The organism is Arthrobacter sp. NPDC080073 (assembly GCF_040686575.1).
Classification (GTDB): Bacteria; Actinomycetota; Actinomycetes; order Actinomycetales; family Micrococcaceae; genus Arthrobacter.
Map to the genome: position 1 here is coordinate 181,990 of NZ_JBFBKR010000001.1, position 18,341 is coordinate 200,330.

19 protein-coding genes, 2 tRNA genes and 1 pseudogene are annotated in these 18,341 nt (G+C 65.2%); 7 read left to right on the top strand and 15 right to left on the bottom strand.

The genetic code is table 11. The features are described 5' to 3' along the window. Positions 1–16 precede the first annotated feature (16 nt). The 7 genes from AB0O52_RS00900 to AB0O52_RS00930 form a co-directional block, all read right to left on the bottom strand. Positions 17–787: an ABC transporter ATP-binding protein gene (locus AB0O52_RS00900; RefSeq protein ID WP_364532023.1), complete on the bottom strand. Its 771-nt coding sequence runs from the start codon at positions 785–787 to the stop codon at positions 17–19. Further along, a complete protein-coding gene (locus AB0O52_RS00905; RefSeq protein WP_364532026.1) occupies positions 784–1,902 on the bottom strand; it encodes an iron ABC transporter permease in 1,119 nt (372 codons plus the stop codon). Before AB0O52_RS00905 ends, AB0O52_RS00900 begins: the two co-directional genes overlap by 4 nt. Before the next feature lie 21 nt (positions 1,903–1,923). Continuing rightward, a complete protein-coding gene (locus AB0O52_RS00910; protein WP_364532029.1) occupies positions 1,924–3,228 on the bottom strand; it encodes a YcaO-like family protein in 1,305 nt (434 codons plus the stop codon). A gap of 7 nt (positions 3,229–3,235) precedes the next feature. Beyond that, complete coding sequence (locus AB0O52_RS00915) at positions 3,236–4,606, bottom strand: YcaO-like family protein (protein WP_364532032.1); 1,371 nt, start codon at positions 4,604–4,606, stop codon at positions 3,236–3,238. Next, a complete protein-coding gene (locus AB0O52_RS00920) occupies positions 4,603–6,216 on the bottom strand; it encodes a CocE/NonD family hydrolase (RefSeq protein WP_364532035.1) in 1,614 nt (537 codons plus the stop codon). The genes AB0O52_RS00915 and AB0O52_RS00920 overlap by 4 nt, the downstream gene beginning before the upstream one ends. Beyond that, entirely contained in the window at positions 6,213–7,046 is an 834-nt protein-coding gene (locus tag AB0O52_RS00925) for a hypothetical protein (RefSeq protein ID WP_364532038.1), read from the bottom strand. The genes AB0O52_RS00920 and AB0O52_RS00925 overlap by 4 nt, the downstream gene beginning before the upstream one ends. A 118-nt stretch (positions 7,047–7,164) precedes the next feature. Next, on the bottom strand, positions 7,165–7,434 hold the full coding sequence (locus tag AB0O52_RS00930; protein ID WP_364532041.1) for a streptamidine-related RiPP repeat protein: 270 nt from the start codon (positions 7,432–7,434) through the stop codon (positions 7,165–7,167). Between the two features lie 252 nt (positions 7,435–7,686). Here AB0O52_RS00930 and AB0O52_RS00935 point away from each other — a divergent pair, with 252 nt between their 5' ends. From AB0O52_RS00935 to AB0O52_RS00945, 3 genes are all read left to right on the top strand, one after another. Next, positions 7,687–8,013 carry a winged helix-turn-helix domain-containing protein gene (locus AB0O52_RS00935; protein WP_364532044.1) on the top strand — a complete coding sequence of 109 codons (327 nt, stop codon included), beginning with the start codon at positions 7,687–7,689 and terminating at the stop codon, positions 8,011–8,013. Continuing rightward, entirely contained in the window at positions 8,010–8,780 is a 771-nt protein-coding gene (locus AB0O52_RS00940) for a cation transporter (RefSeq protein ID WP_364532047.1), read from the top strand. The genes AB0O52_RS00935 and AB0O52_RS00940 overlap by 4 nt, the downstream gene beginning before the upstream one ends. A 302-nt stretch (positions 8,781–9,082) precedes the next feature. Beyond that, positions 9,083–9,661 carry a hypothetical protein gene (locus tag AB0O52_RS00945; RefSeq protein ID WP_364532715.1) on the top strand — a complete coding sequence of 193 codons (579 nt, stop codon included), beginning with the start codon at positions 9,083–9,085 and terminating at the stop codon, positions 9,659–9,661. Positions 9,662–9,783: 122 nt separating this feature from the next. Here the strand turns inward: AB0O52_RS00945 and AB0O52_RS00950 are convergent. The 6 genes and pseudogenes from AB0O52_RS00950 to AB0O52_RS00975 all read right to left on the bottom strand — a co-directional run. Continuing rightward, a pseudogene (locus tag AB0O52_RS00950) lies at positions 9,784–10,443 on the bottom strand (M23 family metallopeptidase); the annotation flags it as partial. A gap of 145 nt (positions 10,444–10,588) precedes the next feature. Next, positions 10,589–10,662: transfer RNA gene (locus AB0O52_RS00955), tRNA-Ile, on the bottom strand. Positions 10,663–10,768: 106 nt separating this feature from the next. Further along, positions 10,769–11,965, bottom strand: a complete 1,197-nt coding sequence (locus AB0O52_RS00960; RefSeq protein ID WP_364532050.1) for a glycosyltransferase — start codon at positions 11,963–11,965, stop codon at positions 10,769–10,771. Positions 11,966–12,074: 109 nt separating this feature from the next. After that, positions 12,075–12,980, bottom strand: a complete 906-nt coding sequence (locus tag AB0O52_RS00965; protein ID WP_284984022.1) for a DMT family transporter — start codon at positions 12,978–12,980, stop codon at positions 12,075–12,077. Then, positions 12,980–13,603, bottom strand: coding sequence for a CDP-alcohol phosphatidyltransferase family protein (locus AB0O52_RS00970; protein WP_364532053.1), 624 nt, complete (start codon positions 13,601–13,603; stop codon positions 12,980–12,982). The genes AB0O52_RS00965 and AB0O52_RS00970 overlap by 1 nt, the downstream gene beginning before the upstream one ends. A gap of 50 nt (positions 13,604–13,653) precedes the next feature. Continuing rightward, positions 13,654–14,502, bottom strand: a complete 849-nt coding sequence (locus tag AB0O52_RS00975) for a phage holin family protein (RefSeq protein ID WP_364532056.1) — start codon at positions 14,500–14,502, stop codon at positions 13,654–13,656. A 177-nt stretch (positions 14,503–14,679) separates the two neighbouring features. Between AB0O52_RS00975 and AB0O52_RS00980 the strand changes: the two genes are divergently transcribed. The 3 genes from AB0O52_RS00980 to AB0O52_RS00990 are packed head-to-tail and all read left to right on the top strand — an operon-like array spanning position 14,680 to position 16,600. After that, entirely contained in the window at positions 14,680–15,909 is a 1,230-nt protein-coding gene (locus AB0O52_RS00980; RefSeq protein WP_364532679.1) for a multidrug effflux MFS transporter, read from the top strand. A 43-nt stretch (positions 15,910–15,952) separates the two neighbouring features. Further along, positions 15,953–16,132: a hypothetical protein gene (locus AB0O52_RS00985; protein ID WP_364532059.1), complete on the top strand. Its 180-nt coding sequence runs from the start codon at positions 15,953–15,955 to the stop codon at positions 16,130–16,132. 60 nt (positions 16,133–16,192) lie between these two features. Next, positions 16,193–16,600, top strand: a complete 408-nt coding sequence (locus tag AB0O52_RS00990; protein ID WP_234750734.1) for a hypothetical protein — start codon at positions 16,193–16,195, stop codon at positions 16,598–16,600. A gap of 74 nt (positions 16,601–16,674) precedes the next feature. On the opposite strand, the gene AB0O52_RS00995 is transcribed toward AB0O52_RS00990, so the two are convergent. Next, positions 16,675–16,747: transfer RNA gene (locus AB0O52_RS00995), tRNA-Asn, on the bottom strand. A 63-nt stretch (positions 16,748–16,810) separates the two neighbouring features. Then, positions 16,811–17,452 carry a LysE family translocator gene (locus AB0O52_RS01000; protein ID WP_364532062.1) on the bottom strand — a complete coding sequence of 214 codons (642 nt, stop codon included), beginning with the start codon at positions 17,450–17,452 and terminating at the stop codon, positions 16,811–16,813. A gap of 93 nt (positions 17,453–17,545) precedes the next feature. Between AB0O52_RS01000 and AB0O52_RS01005 the strand changes: the two genes are divergently transcribed. Beyond that, positions 17,546–18,313, top strand: a complete 768-nt coding sequence (locus AB0O52_RS01005) for an MBL fold metallo-hydrolase (RefSeq protein ID WP_364532065.1) — start codon at positions 17,546–17,548, stop codon at positions 18,311–18,313. The last annotated feature ends 28 nt before the right edge of the window (positions 18,314–18,341 follow it).

The following is an 18,341-nucleotide window of genomic DNA, read 5'->3' on the forward strand; positions in this document are numbered from 1 at the left end:
GCGTTGTTGGGGTGGATCAGTTGGGGTTGGAACTGAAGAAGAGATGGGGTCGGCCGGTCGCGGGGTTCTCGCCGATACTGACGGCCACCCCGAAGACCTCAGCCACCAGTTCGGAGCGGAAGACCTCGGCTGGAGTGCCGCCGTCGACCAGGAGGCCGTTTTTGATGACGTAGACCCGGTCGCAGTAGGCTGCGGCCAGATTGAGGTCGTGCAAGGCAGCGAGCACCGTGATTCCCAGCGAGGCGACCAAGTCCAGGATCTCCAGTTGGGTGGCGATATCGAGGTGGTTGGTAGGTTCGTCCAGGATGAGCACTCGTGGCTGTTGGACGAGGGCTGCCGCAAGCAGGACCCGTTGTTTCTCGCCGCCGGAGAGCGTGCAAAATGATCGCGGTGCATGCTCCGCCATACCGATTCTGGCAAGGGTCGCGGCAATGAGGTCCCGGTCTTCGCGCGTATCGGTCTGGAACATCCGCTTGCGCGGCGTCAGTCCGGCGGAGACCACGTCCAGGACCGTGAAGTCGAAGTCGGTGCCGTGTTCCTGCGCAAGGACGGCGAGCCGCTGCGCCGCCGCCCGCGGGCTCAGCTCCGCGAGCAGATCGGGGCCTAGCCGGACGGTTCCTGTCGTGGCCTGCATCGCTCGGTAGAGCGTCTTGAGGATCGTCGATTTGCCGCTCCCGTTGGGGCCGACAAGGGCAACGAACTCGCCGGTTTCCGCGATGAAACTGACGGGACCGACCAGGTTCCGGCCTGCCAGGCGCACCCCCAGGGAATCGAAGGTGACTCTCATGCTGGCACCCCCGGGCGGCGGCGCAGCAAGGCAAACAGAAACACAGGGACGCCTACGGCGGCAGTGATGACGGAGAGTGGCAGTTCGAGCGGTGCGGCCACGGTCCGGCCGGCCAGGTCCGCGACGACCAGGAACAAGCCGCCCACAAGGGAGGTCAGCGGAAGGCTGCGGAGGTGGTTGGAGCCGCTGAGCAGCCGGACAAAGTGCGGAGCGATGAGACCGACGAAGCCGACGCCGCCGGCCACCGCGACGACCAGCGCGGTCAGCAGCGCGCAGATCACCAGCAGGACGGTGCGGAACCGGCCCAAGTCGATCCCGAGGGCGGACGCAACATCGTCCCCCATCATGAGGGCGTTCAGCCTGCGGCCCTGGCCCAGCAACCATCCCAGGCACAGCACCACGGCGACGGCGGGCACCGCCAACTCGGACCATTTGGCCCCTGCCACGGAACCGAGGAGCCAGAACAGCACGGTGGAAAGTTTGTCCGGTGAAGCCGTCAGCTGCAGGAAGCTTGTGCCGGCCTGGAACAGGTAGGTCACGGCCACGCCGGAGAGGATCAGCCGGGGCGGGTCCAGCCGGCCGTGACGGCGGCCCAGGGCCAGCACGATCGCGAGCGTCACGACGGCCCCGGCGAACGCGGCACCCGAGACGCCCAGGGAGGCAAGGAACCCGGCACCCGTGGCGCCCAGGACCAGGACACTGACCGCACCGAGAGAGGCCCCCGAGGCGATTCCCAGCACATAGGGATCGGCCAGCGGGTTGCGGATCACGGTCTGCAGCACCGCGCCGGCGACGGCCAGGGCGGCCCCGGCGAGAAGGGAAAGGAGCACGCGCGGAACACGGAATTCCCACACGATGTGGTCGTCGACGGCCGCCGCCGTCGGAGCAGCCCCGAACAGGTGGTGGAGGACGATCGAGACGACATCGCCAGGGGCGATGGTCACCGGACCGAGGGCGACTGCGAGGGCCACGACCACCGGTGTCAGGATGACCAGCAGGACGGAGGCCAAGCGCAAGGAAATTCTCCGCGTGGCGCGTGGAGTGCTTTGAGCACCGGGACCGGCTGCGGTCAGGCGGACCCTGCCCGGGGTGCCCGGGTGAGCGGTGGTGCGCATAGGTGTCCTTTCCAGGAGTGGTCAGTGCGGCAGCGGGACAGATCGGCGGATGACCGGGTGAAGCCGGGTGCCACCCAGGAACGGCAGGGCATGCGGGGCATTCGAATACAGGCCCGGCACAACCATCCGGACCACCCGCAGACCTGTGGGGGCGATGTCCTCGGTGGTTGCCTCGACGCAGAGGACGCGGTGTCCCTGGGATGCAAGGGCGGAAACCAGACGCTCCAGCCGGTCTTCCCCTGTCCATTCGTCGGACAGTTCATCGAGGGCTAGCCGCCCGCGGATGCTCGTTTCCAGCTCATCCAGGAAACGTCGCTGGATGACAGGGTCTATGTGCAGCTGCAGGTGGCAGCCGTAGTCGACCACATCTGAGAGGTCCGCGGCGTAATCCTTGGAGTAAGACCGGTCCTGGCGCCAGGGTTTGAGCGGGCTTGAAGGTGATTGCGCGGCGGCCATGTATGGACCATGCGGATCGTCGTAGTCGCTGACGAAAAGCTGCAGCTGCAATGCTTCGCCGTAGGCTTTCTGTGCCGTGGCCACCGGATCGCCTCCGGCGCCCATGCCCAGGGTCAGGTATCCAGTGGTTTCGTCGAACACCAAGGCCCCGATGACCGGGACGCCGAATTCCGTGGCGAACAGCAGCCAGCGGGTCCGCAGGCGCCCTTCCGGTCCGCGCGAGAAGTCCGCGAGCCACTTCGGGACGGTGAGTTCGTGTACGCCGCGCCCGCCTGTCCAGGACAGGGTCATCGCGTCGCGTTCGATCACCTCGCACAGCCCGCCCCAGCGGGCTTCCTCGAGTGACCGGCCAGTGGCCAGTCCGGCTTGGATCACCGGGTGGCGGACGGGCTCGACGAGGAGCGAATGGGCGACCCAGACCATGCTCGCCGGAACCAACACGTCTGTTCCGTCCACGAGATCCTGCGCGGGGACCCAGTCGATGACTGTGTCAGCATCGGGGGCCGGGACCGGGAAGCCGGGGCGGGCGTATTGTTCCCGGGAGAAGAGGCAGAATTCCTGCAGTCCGATCGCGGCCGCTCCGCTTGCCTGCACGTCCCGGCGGCTCGCGCGCTTGAGTCCCGCCGGGACGAGGTTCCCGCAGTACCGCTCTACGGCTTCCCCGATGGCTGCCCCCAACACAGCCTCGGGGTTCGCGAAGGAGTACCCGGCGCCACTGGCATCGGAGGGCCATTTCGAAAACGCACGGCTGTCTGCGAGGACCGCGTGGCTGAGCGCGAAGGACGCGGGAAAATGGGCCGGGATGGCACGTGCTTCGATGCTGCGCACCACTCCGGTCCTGGCGTTGACGAGCGACAGTGGGTTGTTCATGGTCACCTTAGGCAAGGGGAATCGGATGGGAGATGAGTTCGGCGGCGTTACTGGGCTTGCGGTCCCAGCCCAGCTCCTCAGGGACGGAGTAGTAGCGGTGGGAGCCGCGAAGGGGGAAGGCCGGCGGCGCGTTGCCCACCAGGCCGGCACCGATGACCCGGACCACCGTGTATCCGGCGTCGCGGACGTCGTCGGTGGTTACGTCCACCGAAACGGTCCGGATGCCGCGTTCAGCAAGGGCGCGCACGTAGTGCCCGGCTGGGTCTTCCCCCGGGACCTGGCGCATCCCGGCGAGCGGGGCCGAGAATGTGGGCCGGAGCCGGTCCAGTGGTGATCCGCTCATCCGGGGGTCGAGGTAGAGTTGCGCGACAGGCGGCAGGTCGGTGAGCGTCCGGTAGTCCGGGTCCACGGCGTCGAGGTAGCACCGGTCCTGGCGGTACGGCAGGAACACGTGGTCTTCGATGTGCCCCGCCTCGACCGCGCGCCACACTTCCGCTGCTGGGTCGAGCAGCTGCCGGGTGAGCTGGAGCAGTCCCAGGGCCTCGACGAGTGCCTTGGTCGCGGCGGCTTCGGGGGTGGAGCGGCAGGCACTGCCGAAGGCCACGACGCCGCCCTCCTCCGGTGACCCATCTTCCAGGAAAGCGGCGATGACGGGAGCCGGCAGGTCACTTGGGATCTCCAGGAGCCGGATCCTCAGTTCGCTGCTACCGCCGGGCCGGCCAAGTGCCCCGGTGACCAAACCGTCGTCGTCCAGTTCTTTCGTGGAGGCGCCGCTGGCCCACCAGATCGTGCAGGCGTCACGTTCCATAAGTTCCTCGAGCGCCCCGCGTTCGGCGCTGGCCCGGGAGGTACCGGCCGCGATACCGGAGTACATCAGGGAGTGCAGTTTCGGCTCCGTGACGCGGGGACCGTGAATGTAATCGAGGTAGACCAGCGACGCCGGCACCCAGAGAGGTGATTGCTCCGCCAGATCGGTGCCCTGGACCCAGTTCACCGTGAGGTCCCGGCCGAATGGTTCGAACGGGAACCCGGGCAGCGCGTACTGCTCGGGCGAATAGAGGGCCAGGGTGTGGGGATCGAGGGCGTCTTCCCCGGCGTTCTTGAGTTCATTCCAGCTCGCGCGGCGCAGTGCCTGAGGAACGGCGTTTCCGCAGTAGCGTTCCACGGCTTCGCCTATCGCCGCGCCCCGAGCCGCGGCTTCGATGCCCAGGGAAGCGCCGAAGCCGAAGCCGTCGGCACGCCATCCGGCGAATCGGTCGGGTCGGGAGACTGTGGCGCCGTAGCCGACCCAGGCGGCGGGCATCCGGGGATCCTGCGCGGATCGGGCGACGGACGTCAGGAGCCCCGTCCTCGGGTTGACCAACGATGCTCTGTTCATGTGCTCAGCCCTTCGGTGGGTTCGGTGGTGCCGATGATGGGGAGCTCCAGGAGGAGCGGGTACTCGGAAGAGACCACGACGCTCTGGATAATGGGGTCTCCGGAGGCCGCCAGGTAGCGATCCCTGCCGGGGCGTCCGAGGTTGCGGGCCAGGCGCGGGAAGTCGCTGCCCGTCAGCTCCAAGCCCAGTCGGGAACCGGCCGGGACCGTGACGGCGACCGGGAGCAGCGGGACGATGGCCACAGCGGCCGGGTCCGGCGTGCTGATGGTCGTTTCGCCGGCGGTGAGCTCGAAGATCTCTCCTGCCGCAGTGATTTCGGTGATCCTCGCCACCCAGTCAATGACGTCGGTGTCGAAGCGGGTCCTGAATCGGACCTTTCCGGGGCCGTCGATCCGCAGCGGTGCGGTGAGCGCCTGGGTGGTGAACCTCACGACGTCGGGGCGCGTCGCGAGAGCCGAGCGGTCGCGTCCTTCGGGGTGGGACGGAAACGGGTCCGACGGCGAGTACCTGACCGTGTGCTCTTCCGCCGACCGGGCGTCAGGGGCGGCAACGGCGTCGTACTCCTCGCGGTCAACGAGGGTGGCACCGGAGGCGGTCCAGCTGTGTATCCGTGTTGACCGCGGCCAGGACTCTGCAATGCTCCAACGGTTCTCTCCCATGACAAACACTTCGGCGGCCCTGCGTGCAAGGCGCCCGGCCAAGGCGGCGTCGATCCATTCGACCAGCTCCTTGCCCCAGGGCCGGATCGCGTCCGGACCGTAGTCGCGGTCTCCGACGCGTGGAGAGGTCGAGAACGGCAGATCGTGAAGCCAGGGCCCGATCAGCAGATGTTTCGTGGATCCGGGGACATCTTCGCCGACCGTCCGCCAATGGTCGAGGGTTTCCGGGAGCAGGAGGTCATGCCAGCCGCCAACATGGAGGGTGGGCATCGTCAGAGCCTCCAGTTCATGGTCCCGGATTTCCTCGCCGTTCACGGCTTCCGGGCCTGCCAGGACAATGTTCCGCCAACTGGGCATCTCCGTACCCAGGCGGGCGTCGAGATCCACCACAGGCAGGCTATCCAAAGCCTCAGGCTCTTCAGCGAAAAAGAGTGCGGCGAATCCGTCACGGCTGGTCCTGGCGTCGCCTCGCTCGGCCCACCACGCAGCGTGTTCGGCCAGGCGAAGCACTCCGGAGGGTGAGAACTTGGTGCGGGCCAGCGACATCGACGGGCCCAGGCTCACGACGGCGGCGACCGCCCTTGGGCGCTCAACGGCCATGGCCCAGGCTGTGTATCCGGAGTAGGAGCCGCCGTAGGCGACGACGCGGCCGTCGCTCCATGGCTGTGCCTGGATCCAATCGACAAGGGCTGCGCCGTCGGAGCGCTCATTTCGGTAGGGTTCCCACACGCCGTCGGAATCGTATCGGCCGCGCACATCGGCAACAACGTAGGCGTAGCCGTGCCGGCGCCACCCCCTGCCCTCCGCGAGATGTTTCGAGCGGCCATAAGGCGTGCGGGTGACTACGGCGGTTACCGGCCATTCCGATTCGGGCGGCACATGGCAGTCGGCAAAGAGGGCTGTATCATCGCCGGACGGGACCCTCTGGTTCGCCCACGGAACCGCGTTCACTGCGCGATACCTGAAGGCAACGGCAACACGGTATGGCGGGTGATGGTGCCCGCGCCAAGATCGATCTCCGTCTCGCAACGGCCGCCCGGGATGTCCAGCCCCTTGGCATGACAGAGGAGGTCGTGGGCGATGAGGCCCGCGGCAACAGCCGAAAGTCCCTCATCCGGCCAGACGTTCCAGCCGGTCCCGTTCGAGTCCAGGTAGTTCCATAGCTGGTCCAGTTCCTCCACGGTCGCGGCTGCCGCTCGACGGCGGGCGCGGTAGTCGTGGTAGCTCACCGTCCGGCCTCCGGCGCTGAAGGGACCGACAATGAGGGAGCCGCCTTCTACGAATGCACGGTGCCAGGAAGTCCCGGCGCGCTGGCACAGCTCGTCAATGGCGGTCCACTCGGCATCCTTCATCTGGAGGGAGCACACCACCAGGACAGACACGATGCTCGCCGCGCCCTCATCGAGGGGACCCGGAATCACGATGCACCCATCGCCCAGCATCCGCACAAGGGCTTCGGCAACCGGGCCGGAGCCCAGTATCCCGATCTTCCCGGCGGTCTGGGGCAGATCCTTCACTTCGTCTTCATGCTCAGAACCATCCACCGGGTCTTCTGCCTCTGCGCGGTACACAGCCCCGCGCTCAACGAGCATGCCGAGAAGTGTCGCGGCATCGCCGTCGAGCGGCATTGCTTCCTGGCGGGAACCGACAAGGCTGGCATGCACCGCCTGCAAAGCGTCTTCCGGTCCGCTGATGCGGAGGAAGTCGAGTTGCGGGGAGACGCAGCGCCAGTCGCCAGGGGCCACAGGGTAGAGGAGGTGTCCGGGGACAAGTCGAAACATGGGAATCTTTCGTGAAAGAGACAGGTGCTCGTGCCCCCGTGTCCAGTGACGAGGGCGCGGCTTGGAGCTTCAGTTCAGCGGCCAACGGATTCGGTTCCGCGCCGCCAGAGCTGAGGTGTTACGCGCTGAACGCGAACGGGTTGTGCACCAGGGCGTTGGTGCCCGGACCCTGCGGTGCGCTGAGCGGTGCAACCGCGGCCACGGCCTCAAACGCGAACGGGTTGTGCACCAGGGCGTTGGTGCCCGGGCCCTGCGGTGCGCTCAACGGTGCAACCGCGGCGACAGCCTCAAACGCGAACGGGTTGTGAACCAGAGCGTTGGTGCCCGGACCCTGCGGTGCGCTCAACGGAGCCTTCGATGCGATTTCCTGAACGGTAACGGCCTTCATTGGGGACGTCCTTCCTGTTGGTGATTGTTGAGAACGATTCTCAACAAAAAGGACTGTACCACCCTCCCGGAGAAGGGGGCGGCGGGCCGGGTAGCTGGTCGTAATATGACGCAGGGCGTTTCGGGCTTGTGGACTTTGCCCGCTCGTGGGCGACGTTCGCATTGCGCATCACTCAGGTCCTGTTGGCACCGGGATTGAGATGCCGAGAAATACATAGTTGCGTGTATACATCCATCGATGTACTTTTGAACCATGGAAACCCTCACGCATGCCCCGGTGCTGGCTCGCTTCGGCTACGCCGTCTCCGACCCGACCAGGGCTCGGATCCTTCTGGCTCTGGCTACGGAACCCGGCTACCCGTCCGATCTCGCAGACTCCCTCGGGGTATCGCGGCAAAGCATGTCCAACCATCTGACGTGCCTTCGCGGGTGTGGGCTGGTGGTGGCTGTTCCTGACGGTCGGCGGACCCGGTATGAGCTCGCCGACGCCCGGCTGGGCAGCGCGATCACGGATTTGCTGGGAGTGGTGCTGGCCGTGGACCCGGCGTGCTGCGCCCCTGACGGCGAGTGCCTGGCATGACGTCGGGCAGCCTTTCCTCGCCCTCCGTCGTCCGGCGCGCCGTGCTGAGCCGCCGCGTGCGCCTGTTCGCAGCAGCGACCATCACCTACAACGTCATCGAGGCCATCGTGGCACTCTGGGCCGGTGGCATGGCGGATTCGTCGGCACTGATCGGCTTCGGACTCGATTCAGTGATAGAAGTGGCCTCTGCCGTTGCCTTGTCGTGGCAGTTTTCCGCCAGGGACCCGGAGCGACGCGAGCACCTGACACTGCGCATCATCGCGCTCTCCTTCTTCGCACTGGCCGCGTTCGTCACCTTGGACTCGGTCCGCTCCCTTGCAGGCGGTGGCGAAGCGCAACGCTCCGCACCGGGCATCGCCATCGCGGCCCTGAGCCTCGTCGTCATGCCCGTCCTATCCTGGCTGCAACGCCGCACCGGCCGCGAACTCGGTTCACGGACTGCGGTAGCAGACTCCAAACAGACCCTGCTCTGCACCTATCTCTCCGCTGTCCTCCTCGCCGGCCTGATGCTCAACAGCGCCCTGGGCTGGTGGTGGGCCGACGCAGGCGCCGCCCTGGTCATCGCCCTGGCCGCTGCCCGCGAAGGCATCGACGCCTGGCGTGGAGAGGCCTGTTGCGTTGAACCTCAACCGGACAATCAGGTGGAACCAAGGGTCAGCACCGGGACAACCGACGGGTGTTGCCCCGAATGTTCAACGAAACCGGCCCACCGAGGTAGCACTGCGTCGCCGGACCGGCCCCGATTTGGCCTCCGGAAGATACCGTAGACCGAGGTTCCACAGTCCGGGCTAGCGGGCGAGCCCCTGGTCAACAAATCCATGGATCCCCGCCCCCGGCGATCAGTGGAGCCAATCCTGCCGCCTCAAGCCACGACGAGAAGGAGACCACTCCATGCCCGCCAGCAAAGTGCGTAAAAAAGCAAAGAACAAGGTAGCCGCGGAACGGGAGCGCCGCCGCGAGCAAGAACTCTCCTGCACTTCTTCCTGCTGCCCACCCGCTGCGCCCGCGCCTGCGGCATCGACGCCGCGCCGCGCCCAAGCGGAAAACTCACCCTCCTGAGGCCACTGCAGTGGTCGGCTATGTTGCGCTGACCCGCACCCAGCCTCAGGATGGGGCATTCGTATTGCCGGGCGTCGGCGACGGCGTCGGCGTCGACGTCGGCGTCGGCGAACCCGATGGGGTCAACGTCGGCGTCGGTGAACCCGTCCGCGTCGGCGTCGGCGTCGGCGAACCCGCGCCGGTCGGAGTCAATGTCGGCGTCGGCGACCCCGCCCCGGTCGGAGTCAATGTCGGCGTCGGCGTCGGCGAACCCGCCCCCGTCCGCGTCGGCGTCGGCGTCGGTGAACCCGACCCGGTCCCCGTCGGCGTCGGCGTCGGCGAACCCGACCCGGTCCCCGTCGGCGTCGGCGTCGGTGACGCCGTGCCCGTGGGGGTGGCCGTCCGCGTTCGCGTCGGCGCGCCCGTGGGGCTCTGCGTCGCGCTTGGTGACGCGGGAGGCGATGTACTCGGCTGGGCCGGGACCTTGCCCTCCTGGACGCCGCCCGTGACGGTCTGTGTGGGCGGCGCGGTCCCCGGGTCAGTGGGCACGGCTCCAGGGACGGACCAGACAGACCCCGGTGAGGGCGCGGTTCCGGAACCTGGTTGGTAGCTGACCATTCGAATGTCGCCGAGGGGATCCACCTGCTTGGTTGGCAGGAACGTCCAGTTCATCGGGTTGGTGTAGACGCCGTTGAGATGGGTCTCGAAGTGCAGATGGCAGCCTGTGGAGGATCCTGTGGTTCCGACTTTTGCGATGACCTGACCCACCCGTATCGGTTGCCGGTTGACGACAGCGATTCCTTGCAGATGGTTGTACGTGGTGACGAGGCCGTTGCCGTGGTCGATTTCCACGCGGTTGCCGCCACCCCACGGGTGCCAGCCCACGGCCCGGACCACCCCGGCATCGGCCGCGTAGACGAGGGTACCGCAGGGCGCAGCGAAGTCCTGGCCCCAGTGGAACTCCCCCGGCAGCCCGGTGAAGGGGTCGATCCTGAACCCGAACGGAGAGCTCCGAACCAGCACTTCAAGCGGGGCGTACAGTTTGCCGGCGGGAGGCCGCTCAAGGGAAGTCGAAGCGACATTGAGGTTCCCGGTTCCGTCCTTGCCCAGGGCCTGGACGGCAGAGCGCTCGAACGGCACGGCGGCGTTGTCGGCAGCCAGCACGGGTCCCGACGACGAGCTTGTGGGGGATGTCGCCTGCGCTATGGGAGCGGCGCCACCGGTGATACGCCTACCAAGTTCGCCCTGTCCAGCGCCAGCGGCAATGATCACGGTGGCAGTGACGAAACTGCGTCGCGAAAGTACGACGCGGACTATCCGGCCAGACTCATGATGCTTACCCACAACCACCCCTGGAACAGTCGCACCTCCCAGTCCGGGCGCGCTGGTCATATTGTCTCCGCATCCATAGTGAATGTGAACACTCGACTTGCTACTTGGCTGGCACACCAGCCACCTACTGGACTACTTGCAGGGGTCCGCCTTCCACGAAAGAGCCCCTGATCTACGTTTCCGTAGCTCAGGGGCTCTTCTCGGGTAGGGCTACTCGGACTTGAACCGAGGACCTTAGGATTATGAGTCCCGCGCTCTAACCAGCTGAGCTATAGCCCCGAGTCGGCCGGGCGGCCGCTTTGGTCAGCGTCTTCCCAGCCAAAACACTCTAGCAAAACAATTCGGTTCGCGACGCCAACCGGGAGACCGCGCCGGATCCAGCTGACTAGATGACCTTGTCCTCATAGCCCGCCCCGCGGTAGAGGTCCTCGAACGTCTGCAGGGTGCCTTCGATGCTGTGCGGCTCCACCATGGCGCGGCTTGCCTTGCCCATGGCTTCGAGTTCACCCGCCGGCAGACGGAATAGCTCGGTGATCCTGGCAGCCAGCTCGTTGCTGTCCCCAGGCGTGAACAGATGCCCGTTCTCGCCTTCGCGCACCAGGTGCGGCAGGGCCATCGCATTGGCGAGAAGCACCGGCGTCGACGCCGACATCGCCTCGAGCGTCACGAGGGACTGCAGTTCGGCTGTTCCGGGCATGCAGAACAGGTCAGCGCGAATGTACGCCTTCCTCAGGTCCTCATCGCTCGCGAGGCCCAGGAACCTGACCCGCTCGCCCAGGCCCAGGCGCTTGGCTTGGGCTTCCAGTGCCGCCCGGACCTCGCCACCTCCGATAATTTCAAGGTGCACATTGAGTTCGGCGGGAGTCTTGGCGACAGCATCGATCAGGACGTCCACATGCTTTTCTTCGGCAAGGCGGCCGACAAAGAGAACGGTGGGGTTGGCGTGCGGCTCGATCTCTTCGCCCGGCTTCAGTTCGTAAGCGGCCGCGTCAATACCGTTGGACAGAGGCAGGACCTTGCGAAGGAAAGCGTGCTGGTGCATGGCCTTCGCGGCAAGCGGCGTGGGAGTGGTGACGACGTCGGCCTGGCCCATGACCTTGCCCATGTCTTTCCACGAGACCCGGCCGATGATGTCTTTGAACCACTGCGGGAACGGCAGGAACGGGTTCAGGTTTTCGGGCATGAAGTGGTTGGTGGCTATGACCCGGATGCCCCGCTTCTTCGCCTCGTAGAGAACGTGTTCGCCGATCATGTAGTGGCTTTGGATGTGAACGACATCGGGCTGCACCTTGTCGAAGAGCAGTCGGATGTCGTTCTTGATTTCCCAGGGGTAGCAGATGCGAAAGTACTCGTGCGTAAAGACTCCGTGGGACTTCAAGCGGTGCACGGTGCCTTCATCCCCGAACTCGGTGAAGCTCTTGCCGTTGTCCGCCCGACAGGCCAGCACGTGGACATCATGGCCCCGTGCCTTCATGCCTTTGGCAAGCCGGTACCCGAACTGAGCAGCACCGTTGACTTGCGGGCGGTAAGTCTCCGCCGCGATCAGGATGGTGAGGGGTTTGTTGGTTTCGGGAACGGTCACGTGGAGAACTCCTGATGGTCACGGTGCGAACATCGCAAAACGTTTGGCCTGCGGTGTCTTCGCCGGTCGCCTGCCGCGGGTGTGCGGGGCACGGTTGTCGAACTCTGCCCTAGGCCTTCCGGCTTGCTGCCGCCTTCGCGTCACGCTTTCTCTTGGTGACCTCGGGATGGTGCCGGCTCAGGGCAATAACCCCAACGATAGCAAGGGAAGCGGCCACAGCCATGGCGATTGCCAGCACGGCGTGGACATCGGGACGAAGCTCACCCAAAATTGCGATCCCGATGGCAATTCCGACAATGGGGTCGATCACAGTCAACCCTGCGATCACCAGATCCGGCGGCCCGCCTGAATAGGCGCTCTGCACGAACCACGAGCCGAGCCCGCCGGCAGCGGCAATGGCGACCACGGTGTACCACTGCACGTTGAGCAGGAAGTGCCCGTTGGGGTCCAGCAGGTGCCGGCCGATGATGCGCGTCAGGACAGCAACGAACCCGAACAACACTCCGGCGCCCAGGATGTAGACAAAAGCGCTCATGCGATGCCGGAACATGGCAGCCAGTGTTCCAAAAAGCCCGACGGCGAGTGCCAGCAGGAGAACGATGGTTATTTCGTCCTCGCCGCTGACGTGGTGGTTCTCCTGGGTGGCGTTGACGGCCAGCAGGACGAACATCGCCGAACCGGTCACGCAAGCAGAGATCGCCACCACCGTGCCGCGGTTGATACTGAGTCCCTGGTCCTTGGCGTTGACCACCGTGGTGATGACCAAGGCGATGGCCCCGATGGGCTGCACCACGGTCAAGGGTGCCGACACCAAGGCAATGGCGTTCATGCCCATGCCCAAGGCAAGCAACAGCAGGCCGAACATCCACCGCGGATTACGGAGCAGCCTCAGGAAACCGTGGGAACTCAGGGCAAGGCCCCCGGTGTCCGCTTTGACCGCGCTGCCCTGGCGCTGGGCGCCAATGGCAAGGCAGAACGCACCAAGCACCGCAAGAAGGACCGCCAACCAGACCATCAGCGGGGACCGCCGTCGTTGGCTCTGAGTTCCCGGCCCTTACGGAGGATTGCCCAGAAATAGTTGTACGCAGCTACCCAGTGTCCTATCAGACCCAAGCCCAGGCAGACCCACGCGATCGCGAAGTAGGCAGTGGTGTAGGGAATCGCGAGCTTGGAGAGGACCAGGAGAGGCGTGCCGAGGAGCAGGAACGCCGTCCGGATCTTGCCGATCCGGCTCACCGGGAGGTCGGGGTGGCTATGGAAATAGAAAAACGACGCTGTGGCAAGGACGACGTCGGGCACCACCAAGGCGGCCAGGTACCACCAGTCCACCACCCCGGCGATGACGAGCGTGACAGCGACCGTGATGAGTGCCAGGCGGTCTGCGACGGGATCGAGGATACGGCCCAGTTTGGAGGTTTGGTTGAAACGCCGCGCGACGTAGCCGTCCACCCAGTCGGTCCCGCCCATGATGGCGAGAACCAGCACCGCGAAACCGTATTCCTTTTGCCACAGCACCAGCCACACGAACAGCGGGACGCCCATGAAGCGCAACACAGTCAGGAAATTCGGGACGGTGAAGATGAGATCGTGGTCGGTCTGTGGCTGGCCCGGGCGTGCGCCTGCACCGATGAACTTCACCTGTCCCCCTTTCCGTAGTCCGCAGCAGACGCTGCTGCTTGCCGTCCCGATTACTTCTTCAACAGCTTCCGCAGTCCTACTGCGGCCACCGTGGCGGAAGCGGCAAAGAGAAATAGTTCTTTCCAGCGCGCGGCGAGCCGCTCCGGCAGCCCGGCCGGAACCTTTTCACTGAAATCTGCGAGTTTGTCGGCAGCGAACCGGCGTCCGTCGTCGAGCTTTTGCCCGGCAACGTCGCGCAGGACCTTTCCCTGGGTCTTGACGTCGAGCTCGACGCCGAGCTGGTCGCGAACGTCGGCGAGGTGCTCGCGGCGCTGCTCCAGACGTCGGAGCAGTTCAGCTTCGCTTGGGGCGGGGGGTTGCCCGGCTTTTTGTGCTTCTGCCTTGGCGGCTTTTTCGGCTTTGGCTTGCTCAGCCGCGGCGGCTTTCGCGGCCTCCGCAGCCTTGAAGGCCTCCGAAGAAGGATCGAGGATGCTGGCGTCGAAGGAAGTGCCCTCCTTGACGATGCCGAGATCGTGCTTGAGGCCGCGGATGGTCTTCTCAGGCACGAGCGGCATGGCCCCCTTGAACGCGCGGAAAGCGATCAGGGCCCCGATGAGGATGATCAAAAGGAACGCAGCCGCAACCACAAGCGCAGCCAGCCACGGGGGCATGACCGTGGCCAGGCCCAGGATGGCCGCCACAACCAGGGCGATAACGAGCAAAGAGACAAAGATCAGCGAGACGCCAACGAAAGCGCCGGCAATGCCCAACTGTTTGCCTTTGCCCTTAAGTTCAAGCTTGGCCAGGCTGATTTCGTCGTTGAGCTGCCGCGGCGCTAGCCGGGCCGCAAGTTTCAGGGTGTTCGGCAACGCCGAAATGCCCGGGCGTTGGCCAACCCGGCCGCTATGACGTCCACTCATAGGTTCCGCCTCACTGCTTCCATCTTGCTCCTACCCGGCTCCGGCACGGAGACGATTACCACCGCCCACGCGCATCTGTCCACAAAACTACCATTCAGCTTCAGCCTCAACTTCCGGGACGGTCCAGCGGCGCGCCCAGCCATCGCTGATAAATATGATCTGTCGCACATAGGATTGATCACCGTGAACACTCCCCCCGTACCGGGCGATTCCCTCAGCAGACGCGAAAAACTCCTCTATATCCTGCTACTTGGCGCATTGACCGCCTTGGGTCCATTTACCGTGGATCTCTATCTGCCGGCGTTTCCCGCACTGGAGCATCATTTCGACGTGTCGGCGGCTGCGATCCAACTCACCCTGACCGGCACAACGGTGGGCTTCGCCATTGGCCAATTGGTGGTGGGTCCGTTCAGCGACAAGTTCGGGCGCCGCATGCCCTTGATTCTGGCGACGGCCCTGCACATTGGTTCCTCCCTCGGCGCAGCACTGTCCTCGGACATCAGCACACTCGCCTTGTTCCGCGTCCTCATGGGCGTCGGCGCAGCCGGCGGTGGCGTGGTGGCCATGGCGATGGTCCGGGACCTCTTCGCGGGCTACGCCATGGTGCGGATGTTCTCCCGCATGTCGCTGGTGAATGGCCTGGCGCCCATTCTTGCTCCAATCATCGGTTCACAATTGCTGTTGGTGATGCCATGGCCCGGGATCTTCTACTTCCTGGCAAGCTACGGAATCCTCGTGATCATTGCTGCGGTGTTCCTCATCCGGGAAACGTATCCTGCCGAGCTCCGCCGGCAGAGGACGTCGACGGCGGGCCAACGCTACAAGGCCGTGTTCGCCGACCGGATTTTCGTCGGGATGCTGCTGGTCGGCGGGTTCAACTTCGGCGGATTGTTTGCCTACCTTTCCGCGTCCACGTTCCTGTTCCAACAGGTCTACAACTTCTCCCCGCAGGAGTACGGCCTGCTGTTCGGTGTCAATTCACTGGGCATCGTCGCCGGCGTCCAAATCAGCTCCAGGGTCATCAGGCGGGTGGCACCCCAATGGATCATGGCGTTCGCCACTGCCTGGATGCTGCTGATGGCCCTTTTGATCGTGGTGTTCGACCTGCTCGGCTTCGGCCTGTGGGGCGTCATGGTCCCGCTGTGGTTCTACATCCTTGCTACCGGCTTCATGTTCCCCTGCGTCCAGGTGACCGCCCTGGCCAATCATGGCGCGCAAGCCGGAACCGCGGCTTCCCTGCTGGGTGCCTCGAACTTCCTGATGGCCGGCATCATCCCGCCCGTGGTTGGCTGGCTGGGCGTCGGCTCGGCAGTTCCCATGGGGACAGTCCAGGCCCTGTGCCTCACAGGAGCCGTGTCGGCCCTCTGGCTCGTCGTGCGGCCCCGGTCCGTCCCCTCCATCCACTGATGCGCTGGGTTCGGACGTCCGCGGGGAGCAGTAGGCTCAAGCCATGACCCGCAAACCGCACCGCAACGGAAGGGGCCTCTTCCTCGGAGCCATGCTCGGCGCCGTCGTCGGCTTCTTGCTGGGCCGCGGGATCGGAAACCCTGTGTTCGGAGCGCCGCTGGGCGCCGTCGTCGGTTCCGCAATCCTCTACCGGATCAATCCCGGACCATGGAAACGGGACTAAGCGTACCTTCCGTTGCGTCGGGGCCTGTTGCCGGTCATGGCCCGGCGATAAAGTTGAGATGTGCCCCGTTGGCAGGAACTACAGCCTATTCCGGCCCCATGGCAGCGCAGGGATGATGGCATCCTCCCGCTGTGGTGGGATCGTCTGTGCACGGTGACAAGCCCGCAATCCGCGGCCCTTTATGCGGCCGGGCTCTTTACGGAGGACCGCCGCCGTCCGATTGCGCAATGGTTCAATCCGACCAATGGCGCGGCGCTGCTCGTGGCTCCGGAGACCTCTCCGGAGTGGCCCGTCCAACGCTTCGGAATCTTCTACGCTCCCCCTGGCGGCGGGTTCACCCGCGTCCACTCCGCCGCCCACGAATGGCACCCGCGGGAGCCGAGGACGCCGCCCACCGAAGATGACGCCTTCCAGTCCGCTGTGGCCGAGGCAGCGAGGTTCCTGCAAGTGGAAATGGACTTCGTGTGATTTACGAATGTGCATAGTGAATTTAGCGAAAAAGAAAGCCCCGCACCGATTGAATCGGTGCGGGGCTTGATGCGCTCCTCCGACTGGACTTGAACCAGTAACCCTTCGATTAACAGTCGAATGCTCTGCCAATTGAGCTACGGAGGAATGAAGCGGTTATGACTTTAGCAAAGGTTTTACCGCAAGCGAAATCGAGGCCGGCTGCGGGCGCTAGCTGCTCGCGCCGGAGGCAACGACGCCGGCACCGAGGGCAGCGATGATGCCGCTGCTGACGCGTTCGACGGCGGTACTCACCTTCGGGCGCCGCAGCCACCGCATCGCCTTGTAAGCGACGAGCGCGACGACGGCCAGGTACGTGAACGCGATGACCGCCTCCACCAAGCCCAGGATCATTGCCGTACCCATGGTGTCCCCGCCCTGAGGGATGAACTGCGGGACGATCGCCAAGTAGAACAAGCCCACCTTTGGATTGAGCAATGTCGACAGTGCGCCCGCGCCGAGGCCACCGAGCTTGGTGTAACGAAGCGCACCACCTTCGTTGCTGCCTTCCGCACCGGCCTGTGCGGCCTTCCGCGTCTTCATGAACGAGGAAATGCCGAGGTAAAGCAGGTAGAGGCCACCTGCGATCTTGAGCCAGCGGAACACTTCCGCGGACTGCTCCAGGATCGCTGCCAGCCCGACGCCGACCATTGCCGCCCATGCTATGGCGGCAACCGCCGAGCCGGCTGCGGCCGCGATGCCGGCGCTGGGCCGGTTCAATGCGATGCGCAGCACCAGGAACGTGTCCGGCCCGGGCGTCAAGGACAGAATGAGGCAGAGCCCGGCGAAGGCAGCGAGCGAAGCGAGAGTCATGGTGACGATTATTCCGTGGGCATGCGGGTTCACGAAAGGGCTCATGCCGGCTCGTGCCGATACGATAATCCGGTGCCCCGAACGGAAGGAAGCATGTCCAGTCATTGGTCCGCGAAGGACAACGTGCACGAGGTTGCCGAGGACGTTTATTTCGTCGAAGGACCAGCCGTCAATTGGACTGTCCTCCGCCGTGGAAAAGAATTCACCCTCATCGATACGGGATACCCGGGAAACTGGCCGCTCCTTAATGCGAGCGTGAATTACTTGGGCCTCGTCCTGGAGAATGCCGCCGCGGTGCTGTTGACCCACGGTCATTCCGACCACATCGGCAATGCGCCAAGGATTTCCGCCATGGGCATTCCGGTTTTCGCCAGCCAAGCCGAGCTGCCCAACGTCAGGCGCGAAGTCCTTGAACAGGTAACCGTGAAGGACCTCGGCTTGCGGGTGCTCCGGCCGAGGATCGGCGCCTGGGCGGCGCATGCCGTTCGGGCCGGGGGCTTGTCCGACGTCGCGCTGGCCGGTGTTGCCGCGATGAACCAGGGAACCTTGGACATGTTCCCTGGAAGTCCCCGGATGATCGAATCCTTCGGTCACACCTCAGGCCACACCTCGTTCCTGATCCCGGCTGCCAACGCACTCGTCACCGGCGACGCGCTCGTTACAGGGCACCCGGTCAGCCCGGTACGCGGACCGCAGCTTCTGCCGGCGGTCTTCCACCACAGGCCGGCAGAGGTACCGGCAAGCATCGAGCTGTTGCGGCAGCTGAACGCCGACGTCATCCTGCCGGGCCATGGCCCCATGATGCGGACGGCCAGCGGTCTCGACCTTGTCTCGGAAGGCAACTACGCGCCGTTTGGATAAGGGGCGGGCTGTGCATTTTTTCTCCGGG

Coding starts and splice junctions, on each gene's coding strand:
- AB0O52_RS00900 (WP_364532023.1), bottom strand. CDS start 787: ATGAGAGTCACCTTCGATTCCCTGGGGGTGCGCCTGGCAGGCCGGAAC.
- AB0O52_RS00905 (WP_364532026.1), bottom strand. CDS start 1,902: ATGCGCACCACCGCTCACCCGGGCACCCCGGGCAGGGTCCGCCTGACC.
- AB0O52_RS00910 (WP_364532029.1), bottom strand. CDS start 3,228: ATGAACAACCCACTGTCGCTCGTCAACGCCAGGACCGGAGTGGTGCGC.
- AB0O52_RS00915 (WP_364532032.1), bottom strand. CDS start 4,606: ATGAACAGAGCATCGTTGGTCAACCCGAGGACGGGGCTCCTGACGTCC.
- AB0O52_RS00925 (WP_364532038.1), bottom strand. CDS start 7,046: ATGTTTCGACTTGTCCCCGGACACCTCCTCTACCCTGTGGCCCCTGGC.
- AB0O52_RS00930 (WP_364532041.1), bottom strand. CDS start 7,434: ATGAAGGCCGTTACCGTTCAGGAAATCGCATCGAAGGCTCCGTTGAGC.
- AB0O52_RS00935 (WP_364532044.1), top strand. CDS start 7,687: ATGGAAACCCTCACGCATGCCCCGGTGCTGGCTCGCTTCGGCTACGCC.
- AB0O52_RS00940 (WP_364532047.1), top strand. CDS start 8,010: ATGACGTCGGGCAGCCTTTCCTCGCCCTCCGTCGTCCGGCGCGCCGTG.
- AB0O52_RS00965 (WP_284984022.1), bottom strand. CDS start 12,980: ATGGTCTGGTTGGCGGTCCTTCTTGCGGTGCTTGGTGCGTTCTGCCTT.
- AB0O52_RS00975 (WP_364532056.1), bottom strand. CDS start 14,502: ATGAGTGGACGTCATAGCGGCCGGGTTGGCCAACGCCCGGGCATTTCG.
- AB0O52_RS00985 (WP_364532059.1), top strand. CDS start 15,953: ATGACCCGCAAACCGCACCGCAACGGAAGGGGCCTCTTCCTCGGAGCC.
- AB0O52_RS01000 (WP_364532062.1), bottom strand. CDS start 17,452: ATGACTCTCGCTTCGCTCGCTGCCTTCGCCGGGCTCTGCCTCATTCTG.
- AB0O52_RS01005 (WP_364532065.1), top strand. CDS start 17,546: ATGTCCAGTCATTGGTCCGCGAAGGACAACGTGCACGAGGTTGCCGAG.